The organism is Streptomyces sp. NPDC023481 (assembly GCF_055560195.1).
Window position 1 is genome coordinate 269,842 of sequence record NZ_JBVHJE010000004.1, and the last position, 17,670, is coordinate 287,511.

Sequence of the window (17,670 nt, forward strand, 5' to 3'; positions counted from 1 at the left end):
CCATGACGAAGACGGCGCACACGGCGAGCGCGGGGAACCCGGCGAATCCGGCCGAGCGCCGGCCCCCGGCGCGCCCCGCCGTCCCACCGGCCCCGACGCCACCCCGGTCACGACACGGCGTTCGCCGCCGCCTGGCCGACCAGCTCCGGGCCTACGCCTTCCTCATCGGCGGACTGCTCTGCTTCGCCCTGTTCTCCTGGTACCCGGCGATCCGCGCCGTCGTCATCGCCTTCCAGACGTACACACCCGGCTCCCCGCCCACCTGGGCCGGCACCGCCAACTTCACCCGCGTCCTGCACGACCCCGAGTTCACGGCCGCCTGGCGCAACACCCTCACCTTCACCCTGCTGGCCCTCCTCCTCGGCTTCGCCGTCCCCTTCCTCCTCGCCCTCGTCCTCAACGAACTCAGGCACGCCAAGGCCTTCTTCCGGATCGTGGTCTACCTGCCGGTGATGATCCCGCCCGTGGTCAGCGCCCTGCTGTGGAAGTGGTTCTACGACCCGGGGACCGGCCTCGCCAACGAGACGCTGCGCTTCCTGCACCTGCCCACCTCGAACTGGTCCAACGGCACCGGCACCGCGCTCGTCTCCCTGGTGATCGTGGCCACCTGGGCCAACATGGGCGGCACCGTCCTCATCTACCTGGCCGCCCTGCAGTCCATCCCCGGCGAGCTGTACGAGGCGGCCGAACTCGACGGCGCGAACCTCCTCCAGCGCGTCCGGCACGTCACCGTCCCGCAGACCCGGTTCGTGATCCTGATGCTGATGCTCCTCCAGGTCATCGCCACCATGCAGGTGTTCACCGAACCGTTCGTCATCACCGGCGGCGGCCCGGAGAACGCCACGGTCACCGTCCTCTACCTCATCTACAAATACGCCTTCCTCTACAACGACTTCGGCGGCGCCTGCGCCCTGAGCGTCATGCTCCTGCTGTTTCTCGGCGCCTTCTCCGCCGGCTACCTGCGGCTCACCCGCTCCGAGGGGGACACATGAGCAGCACCCGCACCCTCGTCTCCCCGGCCGCCCTCGCCCGCCCCCGCGGAAGGGCCGCCTACTGGACGGTGTTCACGGCCGTCGTCGTCCTCTTCGCGCTCGCCTTCCTCTTCCCCGTCTACTGGATGGTGACCGGTGCCCTGAAGTCCCCGGACGAGGTGGCCCGGACCCCGCCCACGCTGGTACCCGAGCACTGGCACCTCGCCGGCTACACCGACGCCTGGAACCTGATGCAGCTCCCGCAACACCTGGTGAACACGGCCGTCCAGGCGGCCGGCGCCTGGTTCTTCCAACTCCTGTTCTGCACGGCCGCCGCGTACTCCCTGTCCAGACTCAGACCCGCCTTCGGCACGGTCGTACTCGGCGGCATCCTCGCCACCCTGATGGTCCCGGCGCAGGCCCTGGTCGTCCCGAAGTACCTCACCGTCGCCGACCTGCCGCTGATCCACACCAGCCTGCTCAACGACCCCCTCGCCATCTGGCTGCCGGCCGCCGCCAACGCCTTCAACCTCTACCTGCTCAAACGGTTCTTCGACCAGCTGCCCCGCGATGTCCTGGAGGCCGCCGCGATCGACGGCGCCGGCCCGCTGCGGATCCTGTGGTCCGTCGTCCTGCCCATGTCCCGGCCCGTCCTCGGCGTGGTCTCCATCTTCGCGCTGGTCGCCGTCTGGCAGGACTTCCTGTGGCCGCTGATGGTCTTCTCCGACACCGGCGAACAGCCGATCAGCGTCGCCCTGGTCCAGCTGTCGCAGAACATCCAGCTCACCGTGCTCATCGCCGCGATGGTGATCGCCAGCATCCCGATGGTGGCGCTGTTCCTCGTCTTCCAGCGGCACATCATCGCCGGGATCAGCGCGGGCAGCACCAAGGGCTGACGCCGCCACCCCTCCACAGAAAGGCACGCCCCGTGGGACAGCCCAGCCATGCCCGGAAAGACCCCGACTGGTGGCGCTCGGCCGTCATCTACCAGGTGTACGTCCGCAGCTTCGCCGACGGCGACGGCGACGGCACCGGCGACCTCGCGGGCGTCCGCTCCCGACTGCCCTACCTGGCCGAACTCGGCGTCGACGCGCTGTGGTTCACCCCCTGGTACCTGTCACCCCTGGAAGACGGCGGCTACGACGTCGCCGACTACCGGACCATCGACCCCGCCTTCGGCACCCTCGCCGAGGCCGAGAAACTCATCGCCGAAGCACGCGAGCTGGGCATCCGGACCATCGTCGACATCGTGCCCAACCACGTCTCCGACCAGCACCCCTGGTTCCGGGCCGCCCTCGCCGCCGGGCCCGGCAGCCCCGAACGCGCACTGTTCCACTTCCGGCCCGGACGCGGCCCGCACGGCGAACGTCCGCCGAACGACTGGCCGTCCCAGTTCGCCGGCTCCACCGAACCGGTGTGGACCCGCCTGCCCGACGGCGACTGGTACCTGCACCTGTTCACCCCCGGACAACCCGACCTCAACTGGGCCCACCCCGCCGTCCGCCGGGAACACGAGGACATCCTGCGCTTCTGGTTCGAACGCGGTGTCGCCGGCGTCCGCATCGACTCGGCGGCCCTGCTCGCCAAGGACCCGGACCTCCCCGACCTCGCCGCACACCCCGGACCGCACCCCTTCCTCGACCGCGACGAACTCCACACCATCTACCGCTCCTGGCGGCGCGTCGCGGACGAGTACGGCGCCGTGTTCGTCGGCGAGGTCTGGCTGCCCGACCCCGAACGCCTCACCCGCTACCTCCGCCCCGACGAACTCCACACCGCCTTCAACTTCCCTTACCTCACCTGCCCCTGGGACGCCGGCCGGCTCCGCGCCTCGATCGACGCCACCCTCGCCGCACACGCCCCCGTCGGCGCCCCGGCCACCTGGGTCCTGTGCAACCACGACGTCACCCGCACGGTCACCCGGTACGGCCGCGCCGACACCGCGTTCGACTTCGCCACCAAGGCCTTCGGCACGCCGACGGACCTGGTGCTGGGGACACGCCGGGCGCGGGCCGCGGCGCTGCTGTCGCTGGCGCTGCCAGGGTCGGTCTACGTCTACCAGGGGGAGGAGCTGGGACTGCCGGAGGCCGAGATACCGGTCGACCGTATGCAGGATCCGATGTACTTCCGATCGCATGGAGTCGACCCCGGCCGCGACGGCTGCCGGGTACCGCTGCCATGGGCCGACGGTATGCCGTACACGGGATTCGGTTCCCACGGGGAGCCGTGGCTGCCGCAGCCGGCCGACTGGCCCTCGTACGCAGTCGACCGTCAACTGGGGGACCCCGACTCCATGCTCACCCTCTACCGCCGCGCCATCGCCCTCCGCCCCCGCTTCGGCGACGGCCCCCTCACCTGGCTGCCCGCCCCCGACGGCGTGCTCGCCTTCTCCCGCGCGGACGGCGTGCTGTGCGTGGTCAACCTCGCGGCCACGCCCGCCGACCTGCCCGCGCACTCCCGGCTCCTGCTCGCCAGCGGCCCGCTGGACCCCGCGGGCCGGCTGCCGCAGGACACGGCGGCCTGGCTGCGCGCCTGAGCCGCAGTCGTACCCCCCTCGCTATCCCAGGCACCCCCACCACGAAGGGATCAGCACATGCACAGCAGCACCGCCAGATATGTCAGGCGCATGCCAGCTATGGGGGCGGTCGTCGCCCTCGCCGCCGGCATGCTCGTCGCCGTCGCCCCGGCCGCCCACGCGGCGGCCGGCGCCACACTCCCCTTCACCTCCGTGGAGGCCGAGTCGGCGGCGGGCAACGGTACGCGGATCGGCCCGGACTACACGCAGGGCTCCCTCGCCTCGGAGGCCTCCGGCCGGCAGGCCGTGCGGCTGGCCGCCGGGCAGCGGGTGGAGTTCACCGTGCCGCGCGCGTCCAACGCACTGAACGTCGCCTACAGTGTCCCGGACGGCCAGTCCGGGGCGCTCAACGTGTACGTCAACGGCACCCGGCTCGCCAAGACCCTCCCGGTGACCTCCAAGTACTCGTACATCGACACCGGCTGGATCCCCGGCGCCAGAACACACCACTTCTTCGACAACACCCGGATGCTGCTCGGGCAGAACCTCCAGCCCGGCGACAAGGTCGCCGTCGAGGCGGCCGGCGTCCAGGTCACCGTCGACGTCGCCGACTTCGAACAGGTCGCCCCGGCCGCCACGCAGCCCGCCGGTTCGGTGTCCGTCGTCTCCAGGGGCGCCGACCCCAGCGGCGGCGGCGACTCCACCCAGGCGTTCCGGGACGCCATCGCCGCGGCCCAGGGCGGCACGGTGTGGATCCCACCGGGCGACTACCGGATCACGTCCTCCCTGAACGGTGTACAGAATGTGACCCTCCAGGGGGCCGGCAGCTGGTACTCGGTCGTGCACACCTCCCGCTTCATCGACCAGTCGAGCTCCGCGGGCAAGGTCCACATCAAGGACTTCGCGGTCATCGGCGAGGTCACCGAACGCGTCGACTCCAGTCCGGACAACTTCGTCAACGGCTCCCTCGGACCCGACTCGTCCGTCTCCGGCATGTGGATCCAGCACCTGAAGGTCGGCCTGTGGCTCACGGGCGACAACGACAACCTGGTGGTGGAGAACAGCCGCATCCTCGACACCACCGCCGACGGCATCAACCTCAACGGCACCGCCAAGGGCGTCCGGGTCCGTAACAACTTCCTGCGCAACCAGGGCGACGACTCCCTCGCCATGTGGTCGCTGTACTCCCCGGACACCGACTCCAGCTTCGAGAACAACACCATCTCGCAGCCCAACCTCGCCAACGGCATCGCCATCTACGGCGGCACCGACATCGCCGTACGCAACAACCTGGTCTCCGACACCAACGCCCTCGGCAGCGGCATCGCCATCTCCAACCAGAAGTTCCTCGACCCCTTCCACCCCCTCGCCGGCACCATCACCGTCGACGGCAACACGCTGGTGCGCACCGGCGCGATGAACCCCAACTGGAACCACGCGATGGGCGCCCTGCGCGTCGACTCCTACGACAGCGCCATCGACGCGACCGTCGACATCACCAACACGACGATCACCGACAGCCCGTACAGCGCCTTCGAGTTCGTCTCCGGCGGCGGGCACGGCTACCCGGTGCGCAACGTCAACGTCTCCGGCGCGACCGTGCGGAACACCGGTACGGTCGTCGTCCAGGCCGAGGCGCAGGGCGCGGCCACCTTCAAGAACGTCACCGCCACCCAGGTCGGGGCGGCCGGCGTGTACAACTGCCCCTTCCCGGCGAACTCCGGCGCCTTCACCCTCACCGACGGCGGCGGCAACACCGGCTGGTCCAGCGCCTGGTCGGACTGCTCCACCTGGCCCCAGCCCGGTCAGGGCAACCCCGCACCGGACCCGAACCGGAACCTCGCCAAGGGCCGCCCGGCCACCGCGACCGGCTCGCAGGACGTCTACACACCGGGCAAGGCGGTCGACGGCGACGCGAACAGCTACTGGGAGTCCGCCAACAACGCCTTCCCGCAGTCCTGGACGGTCGACCTCGGCGCGTCCTACGCGGTGCGCCGCCTGGTGCTGAAGCTGCCGCCGTCCACCGCCTGGGGAGCCCGCACCCAGACCGTCACGGTGCTCGGCAGCACCGACGGCTCCGGCTACTCGACCGTCGTGGGCGCCCAGGGCTACCGCTTCGACCCGGCCACCGGCAACACCGCGACCGTGTCCCTGCCCGCCGCCACCAACCTGCGCTACCTCCGCCTGACCGTCAGCGGCAACACGGGCTGGCCGGCGGGTCAGTTCAGTGAGGTGGAGGCGTATCTGACATCCTGAGGCGACCCACGACCGTGCCCCGGCGCGCAGGCGCCGGGGCACGGCGCCGAGGGCGAGGAGGAACGGGGCCGCCCGGCGCCGGGCGTGCGGCACCGCACGGACCGCCGAGTTTCACATGGACGCCACCAGACCCTTCCCTGACGTTTGCTGCTCTTGGAACACTCGCTCCGCGCAGATTCCGTCAACTGGCGGCATCTGGGACGTCAGGACGAGAGGACCCTCACCCATGCCCGAAGTCAACCGGCGGCGCTTCCTGCAACTCGCCGGCGCCACCACGGCGTTCTCCGCGCTGGCCGGCAGCATCCAGCGTGCGGCCGCCCTGCCCGCCCACTACCGCACCGGATCGGTGGACGATGTCCAGCACATCGTCGTGCTGATGCAGGAGAACCGTTCCTTCGACCACTACTTCGGCTCGCTCCGCGGCGTCCGCGGCTTCGGCGACCCCCGCCCGGTCACCCAGAACGGCAGGTCCGTCTGGAAGCAGTCCGACGGCACGAAGGACGTCCTGCCGTTCCACCCCGACGCCGACGACCTCGGCCTGGCCTTCATCCAGGACCTCCCGCACGGCTGGAACGACGGCCACACCGCGTTCAACGGCGGCAAGTACGACAAGTGGGTGCCCGCCAAGTCCGCGACGACGATGGCGTACCTGACCCGTGACGACATCCCCTTCCACTACGCGCTCGCGGACGCCTTCACCCTCTGCGACGCCTACCACTGCTCGCTCATCGGCTCCACCGACCCCAACCGCTACTACATGTGGACGGGGTACACCGGCAACGACGGCACGGGCGGCGGCCCCGTCCTCGGCAACGACGAGAAGGGCTACGGCTGGACGACGTACCCCGAACGCCTGGAGCAGGCCGGGGTCTCCTGGAAGATCTACCAGGACGTCGGCGACGGCCTCGACGCGAGCGGCGGCTGGGGCTGGATCAACGACGCCTACCGCGGCAACTACGGTGACAACTCGCTCCTCTACTTCAACCGCTACCGTGACGCGGCTCCCGGCGACCCCCTGTACGACAAGGCCCGCACCGGCACCGACGCCCGCAAGGGCGAGGGCTTCTTCGACCAGCTCAAGGCCGACGTCCAGGCGGACCGGCTGCCCCAGGTCTCCTGGATCGTCGCCCCCGAGGCCTTCACCGAACACCCCAACTGGCCCGCCAACTACGGCGCCTGGTACGTCTCCCAGGTCCTGGACGCGCTCACCGCCAACCCCGACGTGTGGGGGAAGACCGCGCTGTTCCTCACCTACGACGAGAACGACGGCTTCTTCGACCACGTCATCCCGCCCTACCCGCCCGCCTCCGCCGCCCAGGGCAAGTCGACGGTCGACCCGGCGCCGGACCTGTTCAAGGGCGACGCCGGCCACGTCACCGGCCCCTACGGACTCGGCCAGCGGGTGCCGATGCTCGTCGTCTCCCCGTGGAGCAAGGGCGGTTTCGTCTGCTCCGAGACCCTCGACCACACCTCGATCATCCGGTTCATCGAGCGGCGCTTCGGAGTGCGGGAGCCCAACATCTCCCCCTGGCGGCGCGCCGTCTGCGGCGACCTGACCAGCGCCTTCGACTTCTCCTGCAAGGACACCGCGCCCACCGTCCTCCCCTCGACGGCCGGCTACCTGCCGAAGGACCACGACCGCCACCCCGACTACGTGCCCAAGCCGCCCGCCAACCCGTCGCTGCCCCGGCAGGAGCCCGGCAGCCGGCCCACCCGTCCGTTGAAGTACGCCCCGGTGGTGGACGGTTCGGCGGACACCGCGGCCGGGAAGTTCACGCTCACCTTCGCCTCGGGCGCGCAGGCGGGCGCGGTCTTCCTCGTCACGTCCAACAGCCGTACCGACGGCCCCTGGACGTACACCACGCAGGCCGGCAGGACACTGTCGGACACCTGGAACTCGGTCTACTCCGGCGGTGACTACGACCTCGCCGTGCACGGCCCCAACGGGTTCCTGCGCGTCTTCAAGGGCCGCAACAAGGTCGCCGGGACCGAGGTCACCGCCCGGCAGGCCGGGGACGACATCGAACTGGCCTTCACCAACAAGGGCTCCGGCACCGTGAAGCTGAAGCTGGCCAACGGCTACGGCGGCAGCCAGGTCACCGCGACCGTGCGTCCCGGCGCGACCGTGCGGCACACCGTCGCGCTCGCGCAGAGCAAGCGCTGGTACGACCTGACCGTCACCACCGACGCCGACCCCGCCTTCCTGCGCGGCTTCGCCGGACACGTGGAGAACGGCCTGCCCGGCGTCAGCGACCCGGCGATCGTCACGGGCTGAACGGGCGACGAACACCGCTCCGTGCGGTCTGGTCAGGTACCGGTCACATCAGGGCAATGGGCCCCGGTGACCACGCAGGCTGGTACCCGGATCCGCACGGGGCGGCGCGGACGCTCCGCTCCTGGGACGGCTCGCAGTGGACCGCCGCAGCCGGCCGGTGACGCCAGGGTGCAGCGCCAGGTGCAGCAGCAGGCCGGCGTCGCCTCCGGCGGCCTCGCACACCGGCCGCCGCCGTATGCCGTATGCCGTATGCCGTATGCAAGGTGCCGTAACCCGTATGCGGTATCCCGTGTCCCGTCCGCGCGCGGTCACAGCGCCGTGAGGTGCTCCGGCTGCTCCGGCTGACGCGGCACCAGTGAAGGCTCGCTCGTGGCCGACCCCGGCTCCAGGGCCAGCACCGCCGCCACCGGATGCTCATCCTGCCCGCCGTACCCCCCGGGCCGCCCGGCACCGCCGGAGTCGCCGTCTCCTGCGGGGGCCGCCCGGGTGAGCAGCACGACCCCCCACGCCGCCAGTCCCGCACCCGCCAGGGCCAGCAGTATCCCCGTGGGGCCGCCCTGCAGTCCCTGGCCCAGCAGGGTGAGGCCGATGACCGCGGCGGTGACCGGGTTGGTGAGGGTGACGACGGCCAGGGGTGCGCCGAGGCCGCCGCGGTAGGCGGTCTGGGACAGCAGGAGTCCGCCGACGGCGAAGGCGGCGACGAGCACCGCGACGACGATCACCTCGGTGCCGAGGACCGGGCCGGAGCGGTCGGTGGCCGCCACGGTGACCGTCTGGGTGAGGGCGGAGGCGACACCGGAGGCGAAGCCGGACGCGGTGGCGTGCCGGAGGCCCGGGCGGGTGCCGGGCCAGCTCAGCAGGCCGATGGTGGTGGCCGTCGTACCCGCGACGGCCAGGGCCTCGGTCAGGGACAGCACCCGGGCGGGCGCCGGGCCGGAGGCGGTGACCAGGAGGGCGGCCAGGCCGAGCAGGGTGAGTGCGGTCCCACGCCACTCGGCGGTGCTGACCCGCCGGCCGGCCGCGCGTGCGCCCAGCGGCACGGCGGCGACGAGGGTGAGGGCGCCGAGGGGCTGTACGACGGTCAGCGGGCCGTACTTCAGGGCGATGACGTGCAGCAGTGCGGCCGCTGCGTTCAGGCCGACCGCCGACCACCAGGCGCCGGTGCCCAGCAGCCGTACCAGGCCGGTGTCGGCGCTGTGGGAGGCGAGGCGTTCCTGGGCGACGGCGGCCAGCGCGTAGGCGACGGCCGATACGAGTGACAGGCCGAGGGCGGCCAGGGTGGCGGGGTTCACCGGCTCGCTCCCGCCAGGGCGGGCTCGGGGGTGCGCAGCCGGCCGGTGTCGCGGCCCGCCGTGGTGGCGGTGTGCCGCGGCGGGTGGATGACGGCGAGGGCGACGCCGAGCATGGCCGTGGCGACGATCGTGTCGAGCCAGTAGTGGTTGGCCGTGCCCACGATCACCAGGAGGGTGATCAGGGGGTGCAGCAGCCAGAGCACGCGCCACCGGGAGCGGGTGGCGGCGATCAGGCCGATCGCGAGCATCAGTGCCCAGCCGAAGTGCAGTGAGGGCATGGCCGCGAACTGGTTGGAGAGGTGGTCGCCGGCCGGGGGGCCGTACACGGAGGGGCCGTAGACGCGGGCCGTGTCGACGAGGCCGGTGCCGGTCAGCATCCGGGGCGGGGCCAGGGGGAAGGTGAACGGCAGGACGAGGGCGGCGCCGGTGACCACCGCGAGGACGCGGCGGGCCCAGACGTAGTGGGCGGGGCGTCGCAGGTAGAGCCAGACGAGGAAGGCGACGGTGGCCGGGAAGTGGACGGTGGCGTAGTAGGTGTTCGCCACGCGGACGAGGGTGTCGCCGTGCAGCAGTGCGGACTGCACGGCGGTCTCGTGGGGGAGGTGCACGGCCCGTTCCAGGTGCCATACGCGGTGGGCGTTGCGGTACGCCTCGCCGGTGTGGCCGATGGCCAGTCGCCGGCCGAGTTTGTAGACGAGGAAGAGCCCGGCGACCAGCAGGAACTCACGTATCAGAGGGGGCCGGGCCGGGGCTTCCGGCTCGGTGTCCGCCTCCGCAGGCTCGGATCGCGCGTTCATCCCCGGCCCCTTCGCTGACGGTGGTGCGTGTGGTGCGTGCGTGTGGTGCATGTGGTGCGCGTGCGCCCCGGTCGGCACCGGCTTTCATCGATACGTTGACGTACCGATACGACAGTGTACCGATACGTCAGTGTACCGATACGATCGAGTACCGGTACACTGGCGTATCGATTGAAGTGCGACACACTGGTATCGGGCTCGAGTGAGGGGAAGCACCGCATGACGTCGCAGGCCGCGGAGGGACCGGACACGGTCGTCGCCTCGCGCCGCTCCAAGATCACGCCGGAGCGTGAGCGGGAGTTCTTCGACGCCGTGCTGGAACAGATCCGTGAGTGCGGCTACGACTCCGTCACCATGGAGGGCATCGCCGCCAGCACCCGGTGCAGCAAGTCCACGCTCTACCGGCAGTGGAAGACCAAGCCGCAGTTCGTCGCCGCGGCGCTGCGCGCCAACCGCCGGGTGCGGTTCGACGGCATCGACACCGGCTCACTCGCCGAGGACCTGCGTCAGGCCGCGCTGGCCGCGGGCGACTGGTCCGGCAAGGACACCCGGCTGCTGCAGGCGCTGGGGCACGCGTGGACGACCGACCAGGAGCTGGCGCAGGCGCTGCGCGAGGCGCTGGTGAACCCGGAGATCGCCGCCCTGGAGGAGATCCTCGCCCGGGGCGTCGCCCGGGGTGAGGTCCGGGCGGGCCACCCGGCCCTGGAGTACATCCCCGCCATGATGTTCGGCGTGCTGCGCGTGCGGCCGGTGCTCAACGGTCAGTACGCCGACGCCGACTACCTGCTCCGGTTCGTGGAGGCCGCCGTGCTGCCCGCGCTCGGACTGACGTGAGACCCAGGCCGCCGTCCACGGGATGACTGGACGGTGACCTGCCCGCGCCGCACCGTGGGGACGGGGGCGGCGCGCACCCCCGGCCGGGTGGGGTTCCTCTTGAGCGGAGGGGAACCCCATCCGGCCGATCCGTGTCCCGGGGGCCGGGCTCAGACGTTCTGGCCGTTCCCGCCGCCGGACGAGACCTTGATTCCCTTGAGGACGTCGTCGATGACCGACAGGTTCTGCCCGGCGTCCACGCCGAAGCGGACCACCACGATCTGCCGGGTGTCGTTGGGCGAGGGGAAGGCGACCGACTCGACGTAGCCGTCGGCGCCCTTGCTGGTGACCGCCTTCCAGCGCACCAGGTAGCCCTTCTGCCCGGCCACCGTCACCGCCTCGGAGGCCAGTTGCCGGTGCGAGGTGATGCTGCCGTAGGTGGTGCCGCCGTACGACTCCTTGGCGTTGGCCGCGATGTCCGCCCTGGCGACCTCCTCGGCCGTGTCGCCCTTGGTGCCCAGCACCAGCGCCGGAGCCGTGTAGGCGCCGCCCGCGGTGCAGGTCTGGCTGGTGTCGCCCGGGCACTTGTAGGAGTCGCCGGAGGTCACCTGCGCGCCGACGTCGATCGCCTGTCCCGTCCAGCCCTTCGGTACGGGCAGGCTGATCCCGTTGACCCGGTCCGGTACCGAGCCGCCGCCCGGCACCTTCGGCGCCTCGGACCGCCCCGGGGACGGCGCGGTCCCGCCCGGGCCCCCGGAACCGCCGGGACCACCGGAACCGCCAGAGCCACCGGAACCGCCGGAGCCACCCGAGCCCCCGGAACCGCCCGAGCCGCCCGGTCCGCCGTTCTGCCCGCCGCCCGGCGCCTGCTGCGAGCCGGCCCGGTCGCCGCCGGTGCCGTCGTCCTTGGCGAGGACGTACACGCCCACCCCGACGCACGCCAGGACCGCGGCCGTCACCGCGACGGCTATGCCCGTGCGCAGCCCCCGCCGGGGCCCGGCCGGCGGCTGCGCGGGGAATCCGGGATACCCCGGATACTGCGGGTATCCCGGGTGGGCGCCGTACCCCGCGGACGCCGAGGGCACCGAGCCGGCCGGCTGCGGGCCGTTCACCGGCTGCGGGCCGTCCGCCGCCGGCAGGCCCGGGGGACCCCAGGCCGCGGCCGTGCCGGCGGGGCGGGTCTGGTCCGTCCAGGCCTTGCCGTCCCACCACCGCTCGGTGGGCGGGCCGTCGTGCGTCTGACCGGGGTCGGGGTACCACCCGGGAGGAGTCACCTGCGTCATGCCCCCACCGTATGAGGTGACCGTGAAAGTGGGATGAGAGGATCGGCGACCCGGTGCGCGGACCGCGGTGTTCCGCCCGGTTCGCTGCCCGGCCGCGTCGCACCGGCCGCCCTGTTGACACCCGGCCCGCTGGTCGGGCGGGCCCGCGCGTCGACCGCCCGCACCCTCTTTCACCCGGCCGGGCAACAGCTGCCCCGACCGGCCACCACCGGCACCGCCGGACGGCTACGCTCGGTCCCTGTACGTCATTCGGGCGACCTGGGGAGGTAACGGGATGACGGGGCCCGGGGAGGTAACGGAATGACGGAGGGACGGCCGTCGGCGGCCGGCTCGGCTCCCCTGTGGGAGCGGGACGCCGAGATCGCCACCGTCGCGCAGGCCATCGACGTCCTGTGCGCGGACCAGTCGTCCGCGGGCAGCCTGCTGGTCCTGCGGGGCGAGGCCGGACTCGGCAAGACCGCGCTGCTGGCCCAGATCCGCCGCATCGCCGAGCGCCGCGGCTGCGCCGTCTGGTCCGCCCGCGGCGCCGAGACGCTCAGATCGGTCCCGTTCCACGTCGTACGGCAGCTGCTCCAGCCGGCGCTGCTGTCCTTACTCCCCGAGGAGGCCCGCGAGTACCTCGGCGACTGGTACGACATCGCCGGCCCCGCCCTCGGCATAGCCGAACCGCGAGGGGACAACGCCGACCCGCAGTACGTCTGTGACGGTCTCGTCGCCGCGGTGCGCCGGCTGGCCCGCCGCGAATGGCCGCTGGTCCTCCTCCTCGACGACGCGCACTGGGCCGACCAGGAGACCCTGCGCTGGCTCGCCGCGTTCGCCGAACGCCTGGACGACGTGTCCGTGCTCGTGGTGGTCGCCCGCCGTCCCGGCGAGGTCAGCGGCGACAGCGCCCGCCTGCTGGACGGCGTGGCCGCCGCGGCGGGCCGCCCCGTCCACAACCTGAGCGCCCTCACCCCGGACGCCACCGCCGGGCTCACCCGCGCCACCCTCGGCCGGCACGCCGACGACCCGTTCTGCCGCGAGGTCTGGGCCGTCACCGGCGGCAACCCCTACGACACCGTCGAACTCCTCGCCAAGGTCCAGGACAGCGAACTCCAGCCGGTCGAGGCGCGGGCCGCCGAGCTGCGCGCCCTCAATCGGGCGGCCCGCGGCGGCGGGTTGGTCGACCGGATCAAGGGGCTCGGCCTGGAGGCCACCCGGTTCGCATGGGCCGCCGCCATCCTCGGCACCGGCATCAGCGTCGACATGGTCGCCCGCCTCGCCACCATGAGCGACGAACTCGCCCAGCACTGCGCCGAACTGCTGTGCAACGCCCGCATCCTCACCCAGCCCGAGCCGGCCGCGGGCGCCGAACCGGCCGTCGGCGAGCTGGAGTTCGTCCACCCGCTCATCGCCACCGCCGTCTACGACTCGATCCCGCCCGGTGTGTGCACGGCCATGCACGGCGTCGCCGCGCAGATCATCACCGAGCTGGACCGGGGCGCCGCCGAGGCCGCCCGGCACCTGCTCAAGGTGCACCCGGACGACGACGAGGAACTCGTGGAGCAGCTGCGCGAGGCCGCCCGCGAACACCTCGCCGTCGGCGCGCCCGACGCGGCCCGCCGCTGCCTGGAACGCGCGCTTCAGGAGCCGCCCCGCCCCGAGGTGCACGCGCGCGTCCTCTACGAGCTGGGCTGCGCCACCCTGCTGACCAACCCCGCCGTCACCATCGACCAGCTGCAGAGCGCGCTCGGCATGCCCGGCCTGGACGGCGACGACCGGGTCGACGCCGTCGTGCGACTGTCGCAGGCGCTGCTCCACAACGACCAGCTGGACGAGGCCGTCCGCACGGTCGAGGCCGAAGCCGCCCGGCACGAGGCGGGGCCGGTGCGGATGCGGCTGCAGGCGTTCCAGTTCATGTGGGAGGGCATCCACGGCGAGACCGTCTCCCCGGCCCGCTCCCGGCGCCTCGCCGAACTGGCCGGCACCTGCACCGGCCGGGACAACGCCGAACGCGCCCTGCTGATCCTGCGCGGCTTCGACGCGATGACCCACGGCGAGAGCGCCGACATGGTCATCGAACTGTGCGACCGCGCCCTGGTCAACGGCCGGCTCGCGCCCGGGCTCGGCTGGACCGACCCCGAGTGGGGCATGGAGCTGCTGATGATGCTCGGCAGCGCGTACGCCTACGCCGACCGGCTCGACCGCGCCGAGAGCCTGTTCGCCGAGGCCCGCCGCGTCTACACCACGGCCGGCTGGCGCGGCGGCCACCTCTCCCTGGCCAACGCCTTCCTCGGGCTCGCCTACCGCAGACAGGGCCGACTCCGCGACGCCGAGTCCACCCTCCGCGAGGCCCTGGCCCTCGCCGAACGCGTCGGCCGCCGGCTGCCTCTGTACTGGTCGGCCAGCTGCGGACTGGTCGACACCCTGCTGGCCCGGGGCCGGGTGGAGGAGGCCTGGTCGGTCGCCGAACAGTACGGCTTCGTGCCGCCGTACCCGTCCACCATCGTGCTGCCCGACATCCGCTCCGTGCGCGGCCGGCTGCTCCTTGCCGTCGGCCGCACCGAGGAGGGCATCAACGAACTGGAGGCCGCCGAGAAGACGGCCGTCTCCCGCGGCGGTCACAACCCGGTCCTCGCCCCCTGGTCCGTCGAGCTCGCGAAGGCGCTCGCCGGGCAGGATCCGGCCCGGGCCGCCCGGCTCGCGGCCGACGCCCGCCGGCAGGCCGAGCGGTTCGGCACGGACACCGCCATCGGCGAGGCCCTGCGGTGCGCGGCCGCCCTGGAAACGGGCCGGCGCGCGGTTCAGCTCGCCGCTCGCGCCGTCACCTACCTGGAGGCCTCGCCCTGCCAGTACGAGCACGCGGCGGCCCGCGTCGAGTACGGCATCGCCGCCCGCTCGGCAACGGAACTGCGCCGGGGCCTGGACCTCGCCCGGGCGTGCGGCGCGGAGGGTCTCGTGACCCGGGCACGGGAGGTACTGGAGACGGGACGGGGGCTGCGGTAGAGGGCGTCTCCCTTGTGCGCCCCCGGGACGCGGGCCGTGGGTTCGGCGGAGAGGCGGGCGGGTACCCGGCGGCCACCGCACCGGGACGCGGGACGCGGCCGTACGTGCGCGCGACGACACGCGACCACGCACGGCCGTATGCGACCGGAGGCGGCCGTACGCGACCAAGGGAGTGCGAGCCCATGAAGGCAGTCACCTGGCAGGGCAAACGGGACGTCCGGGTCGAGGAGGTGCCCGACCCGCGGATCGAGGAACCCACCGACGCCGTCATCCGCATCACGTCCACCGGACTGTGCGGCTCCGACCTGCACCTGTACGAGGTGCTCACCCCGTTCATGACCCCGGGGGACGTCCTCGGTCACGAACCCATGGGCATCGTGGAGGAGGTCGGCCCGGGAGTGCCGGACCTCGCGGTGGGGGACCGGGTCGTGGTGCCGTTCCAGATCGCCTGCGGCGACTGCTGGATGTGCCTGACCGGGCTGCCCACCCAGTGCGAGACCACCCAGGTCACCGGCGAGGGCATGGGCGCCGCCATCTTCGGTTACAGCCGCCTGTACGGTTCCGTGCCCGGCGCCCAGGCCGAGTACCTGCGCGTCCCGCAGGCCCAGTTCGGGCCGATCAAGGTGCCCGATGGCCCGCCGGACGACCGGTTCGTGTACCTCTCCGACGTGCTGCCCACCGCCTGGCAGGCCGTCGAGTACGCCGCCGTCCCGCCCGGCGGCACCCTCGCGGTCCTCGGCCTCGGCCCGATCGGTGACATGGCGTGCCGGATCGCCCTGGCCCGCGGGGCCGAGCGTGTCTTCGGCGTGGACCTGGTGCCCGAGCGGCTCGCCCGGGCGCAGCGGCGGGGCGTCGAGACGTTCGACCTCAGGGCCTTCGACAACGAGAAGTCGCTGGTCCAGGCCATCCGGGACGAGACCGCCGGCCGGGGCCCGGACGCGGTGATCGACGCCGTCGGCACCGAGGCGCACGGCAGTGCCGCCGCGAAACTCGCCCAGACGGCCACCGCGCTGATGCCCCGCAAGCTGAGCGCGCCGCTCGCGGAACGCTTCAGCATCGACCGGCTCGGCGCCCTGTACACGGCCATCGACCTGGTCCGCCGCGGCGGCACGATCTCGCTCAGCGGTGTCTACGGCGGCATGGCCGACCCCATGCCGATGCTCACCCTGTTCGACAAGCAGATCCAGCTGCGCATGGGCCAGGCCAACGTCCGCCGCTGGACCGACCTGATCCTGCCCTACCTGACGGACGAGGACACCCTCGGCGTCGACGACTTCGCCACGCACCGGGTGCCGCTGTCGGAGGCGCCGCACGCGTACGAGATGTTCCAGCGCAAGCAGGACGGCGCCGTCAAGATCCTCATGCAGCCGTAGCAGGGCGGCCGGGGCCGGCGCCGGGCTCAGCCGCGGTCCTCCTTCTCGCCGAGGATCGCGGCGAGGTCGTAGCGTACGGGCTCCTCCAGCTGGGTGTAGGTGCAGCTCTCCGGCGTCCGGTCCGGGCGCCAGCGGCGGAAGCGGGCGGTGTGCCGGAACCGCTGCCCGTTCTCCATGTGGTCGTAGGCCACTTCGGCCACCCGCTCCGGCCGCAGCGGCACCCAGGACAGGTCCTTCTTCCCGGACCAGCGGCTCGGCGCACCCGGCAGCCGGGCCGTCTCGTGCGCGGCCTCGTCCGTCCAGGCGGCCCACGGGTGCCCGGAGACGTCGTCCATCCGCAGCGGCGCCAGCTCCTCGACCAGCTCGGCGCGCCTCTTCATGGCGAACGCGGCCGACACGCCGACGTGCTGGAGCCGGCCGCTCTCGTCGTACAGGCCGAGCAGCAGCGAGCCGACCACCGGGCCGCTCTTGTGGAAGCGGTACCCGGCGACCACGACGTCCGCCGTCCGCTCGTGCTTGATCTTGAACATGGCCCGCTCGTCCTGGAGGTAGTGCAGGGTGGGCGGTTTGGCCACGACGCCGTCCAGGCCGGCGCCCTCGAACTGGTCGAACCACTGCCGGGCCACCTCGATGTCGGTGGTGGAGGGCGCCAGGTGCACCGGCGGGGTGGCCCCGGCGAGGGCCCGGTCCAGCAGGGCGCGGCGGTCGGTCAGCGGTACGTCGAGCAGGGCGTGGTCGTCCAGGGCCAGCAGGTCGAAGGCGACGAAGGACGCCGGGGTCTTCTCGGCGAGCATCCGCACCCGGGAGGCCGCCGGGTGGATCCGCTCGGTCAGCGCGTCGAAGTCCAGCCGGCCGGCGCGCGCGATCACGATCTCCCCGTCCAGCACGCACCGCTCGGGCACCCGCTCCTTCAGCGCCGCGACCAGTTCGGGGAAGTACCTGGTCAGCGGCTTCCCCGTGCGGCTGCCCAGCTCGACCTCGGCCCCGTCCCGGAACACGATCGACCGGAATCCGTCCCACTTGGCCTCGTAGTGCATCCCCGGCGGGATCTTCGCCACCGACTTGGCGAGCATCGGCTTCACGGGCGGCATGACGGGGAGATCCATGTCT

At 72.5% G+C, this 17,670-nt stretch carries 12 protein-coding genes and 1 pseudogene; 9 read left to right on the plus strand and 4 right to left on the minus strand.

From position 1 onward, the window contains the following. Positions 1 to 2 precede the first annotated feature (2 nt). The 6 genes and pseudogenes from ACZ3ZD_RS11365 to ACZ3ZD_RS11390 form a co-directional block, all read left to right on the plus strand. Complete coding sequence (locus ACZ3ZD_RS11365) at positions 3 to 992, plus strand: carbohydrate ABC transporter permease (protein WP_467395530.1); 990 nt, start codon at positions 3 to 5, stop codon at positions 990 to 992. Then, positions 989 to 1,867 carry a carbohydrate ABC transporter permease gene (locus ACZ3ZD_RS11370; protein ID WP_467395531.1) on the plus strand — a complete coding sequence of 293 codons (879 nt, stop codon included), beginning with the start codon at positions 989 to 991 and terminating at the stop codon, positions 1,865 to 1,867. Before ACZ3ZD_RS11365 ends, ACZ3ZD_RS11370 begins: the two co-directional genes overlap by 4 nt. 32 nt (positions 1,868 to 1,899) lie before the next feature. Then, the gene (locus ACZ3ZD_RS11375; RefSeq protein ID WP_467395532.1) at positions 1,900 to 3,507 is read left to right on the plus strand and encodes a glycoside hydrolase family 13 protein; all 1,608 of its coding nucleotides are present in this window, start codon (positions 1,900 to 1,902) and stop codon (positions 3,505 to 3,507) included. 57 nt (positions 3,508 to 3,564) lie between these two features. Beyond that, a complete protein-coding gene (locus tag ACZ3ZD_RS11380; protein ID WP_467395533.1) occupies positions 3,565 to 5,742 on the plus strand; it encodes a discoidin domain-containing protein in 2,178 nt (725 codons plus the stop codon). Positions 5,743 to 5,968: 226 nt separating this feature from the next. Further along, complete coding sequence (locus ACZ3ZD_RS11385; RefSeq protein ID WP_467395534.1) at positions 5,969 to 8,017, plus strand: phosphocholine-specific phospholipase C; 2,049 nt, start codon at positions 5,969 to 5,971, stop codon at positions 8,015 to 8,017. Positions 8,018 to 8,073: 56 nt separating this feature from the next. After that, positions 8,074 to 8,230, plus strand: a pseudogene (locus tag ACZ3ZD_RS11390) (DUF2510 domain-containing protein); the annotation flags it as partial. Positions 8,231 to 8,325: 95 nt separating this feature from the next. On the opposite strand, the gene ACZ3ZD_RS11395 reads toward ACZ3ZD_RS11390, so the two are convergent. Then, entirely contained in the window at positions 8,326 to 9,309 is a 984-nt protein-coding gene (locus ACZ3ZD_RS11395; protein ID WP_467395535.1) for a DMT family protein, read from the minus strand. Further along, positions 9,306 to 10,106 (minus strand): phosphatase PAP2 family protein, encoded by an 801-nt coding sequence (locus ACZ3ZD_RS11400; RefSeq protein WP_467395536.1) that lies wholly within the window; start codon positions 10,104 to 10,106, stop codon positions 9,306 to 9,308. The genes ACZ3ZD_RS11395 and ACZ3ZD_RS11400 overlap by 4 nt, the downstream gene beginning before the upstream one ends. A gap of 219 nt (positions 10,107 to 10,325) precedes the next feature. Between ACZ3ZD_RS11400 and ACZ3ZD_RS11405 the strand changes: the two genes are divergently transcribed. Then, a complete protein-coding gene (locus ACZ3ZD_RS11405) occupies positions 10,326 to 10,940 on the plus strand; it encodes a TetR/AcrR family transcriptional regulator (RefSeq protein ID WP_467395537.1) in 615 nt (204 codons plus the stop codon). Between the two features lie 149 nt (positions 10,941 to 11,089). Here the strand turns inward: ACZ3ZD_RS11405 and ACZ3ZD_RS11410 are convergent, their stop codons facing one another. After that, a complete protein-coding gene (locus ACZ3ZD_RS11410) occupies positions 11,090 to 12,202 on the minus strand; it encodes a DUF2510 domain-containing protein (protein ID WP_467395538.1) in 1,113 nt (370 codons plus the stop codon). A 300-nt stretch (positions 12,203 to 12,502) separates the two neighbouring features. Here ACZ3ZD_RS11410 and ACZ3ZD_RS11415 point away from each other — a divergent pair, with 300 nt between their 5' ends. Then, positions 12,503 to 15,187, plus strand: a complete 2,685-nt coding sequence (locus tag ACZ3ZD_RS11415; RefSeq protein WP_467395539.1) for an ATP-binding protein — start codon at positions 12,503 to 12,505, stop codon at positions 15,185 to 15,187. Positions 15,188 to 15,369: 182 nt separating this feature from the next. After that, complete coding sequence (locus ACZ3ZD_RS11420; protein ID WP_467395540.1) at positions 15,370 to 16,560, plus strand: zinc-dependent alcohol dehydrogenase; 1,191 nt, start codon at positions 15,370 to 15,372, stop codon at positions 16,558 to 16,560. Positions 16,561 to 16,586: 26 nt separating this feature from the next. Here ACZ3ZD_RS11420 and ACZ3ZD_RS11425 read toward each other — a convergent pair whose 3' ends face one another. Beyond that, positions 16,587 to 17,666 carry an ATP-dependent DNA ligase gene (locus ACZ3ZD_RS11425; RefSeq protein ID WP_467395541.1) on the minus strand — a complete coding sequence of 360 codons (1,080 nt, stop codon included), beginning with the start codon at positions 17,664 to 17,666 and terminating at the stop codon, positions 16,587 to 16,589. Positions 17,667 to 17,670 lie beyond the last annotated feature (4 nt).

Bases quoted from the DNA above. Each gene is read 5' to 3' on its own strand.
- ACZ3ZD_RS11415 (WP_467395539.1), top strand. From the start codon at position 12,503: ATGACGGAGGGACGGCCGTCGGCGGCCGGCTCGGCTCCCCTGTGGGAG.
- ACZ3ZD_RS11405 (WP_467395537.1), top strand. From the start codon at position 10,326: ATGACGTCGCAGGCCGCGGAGGGACCGGACACGGTCGTCGCCTCGCGC.
- ACZ3ZD_RS11365 (WP_467395530.1), top strand. From the start codon at position 3: ATGACGAAGACGGCGCACACGGCGAGCGCGGGGAACCCGGCGAATCCG.
- ACZ3ZD_RS11400 (WP_467395536.1), bottom strand. From the start codon at position 10,106: ATGAACGCGCGATCCGAGCCTGCGGAGGCGGACACCGAGCCGGAAGCC.
- ACZ3ZD_RS11370 (WP_467395531.1), top strand. From the start codon at position 989: ATGAGCAGCACCCGCACCCTCGTCTCCCCGGCCGCCCTCGCCCGCCCC.
- ACZ3ZD_RS11420 (WP_467395540.1), top strand. From the start codon at position 15,370: ATGAAGGCAGTCACCTGGCAGGGCAAACGGGACGTCCGGGTCGAGGAG.
- ACZ3ZD_RS11410 (WP_467395538.1), bottom strand. From the start codon at position 12,202: ATGACGCAGGTGACTCCTCCCGGGTGGTACCCCGACCCCGGTCAGACG.
- ACZ3ZD_RS11380 (WP_467395533.1), top strand. From the start codon at position 3,565: ATGCACAGCAGCACCGCCAGATATGTCAGGCGCATGCCAGCTATGGGG.
- ACZ3ZD_RS11425 (WP_467395541.1), bottom strand. From the start codon at position 17,666: ATGGATCTCCCCGTCATGCCGCCCGTGAAGCCGATGCTCGCCAAGTCG.
- ACZ3ZD_RS11385 (WP_467395534.1), top strand. From the start codon at position 5,969: ATGCCCGAAGTCAACCGGCGGCGCTTCCTGCAACTCGCCGGCGCCACC.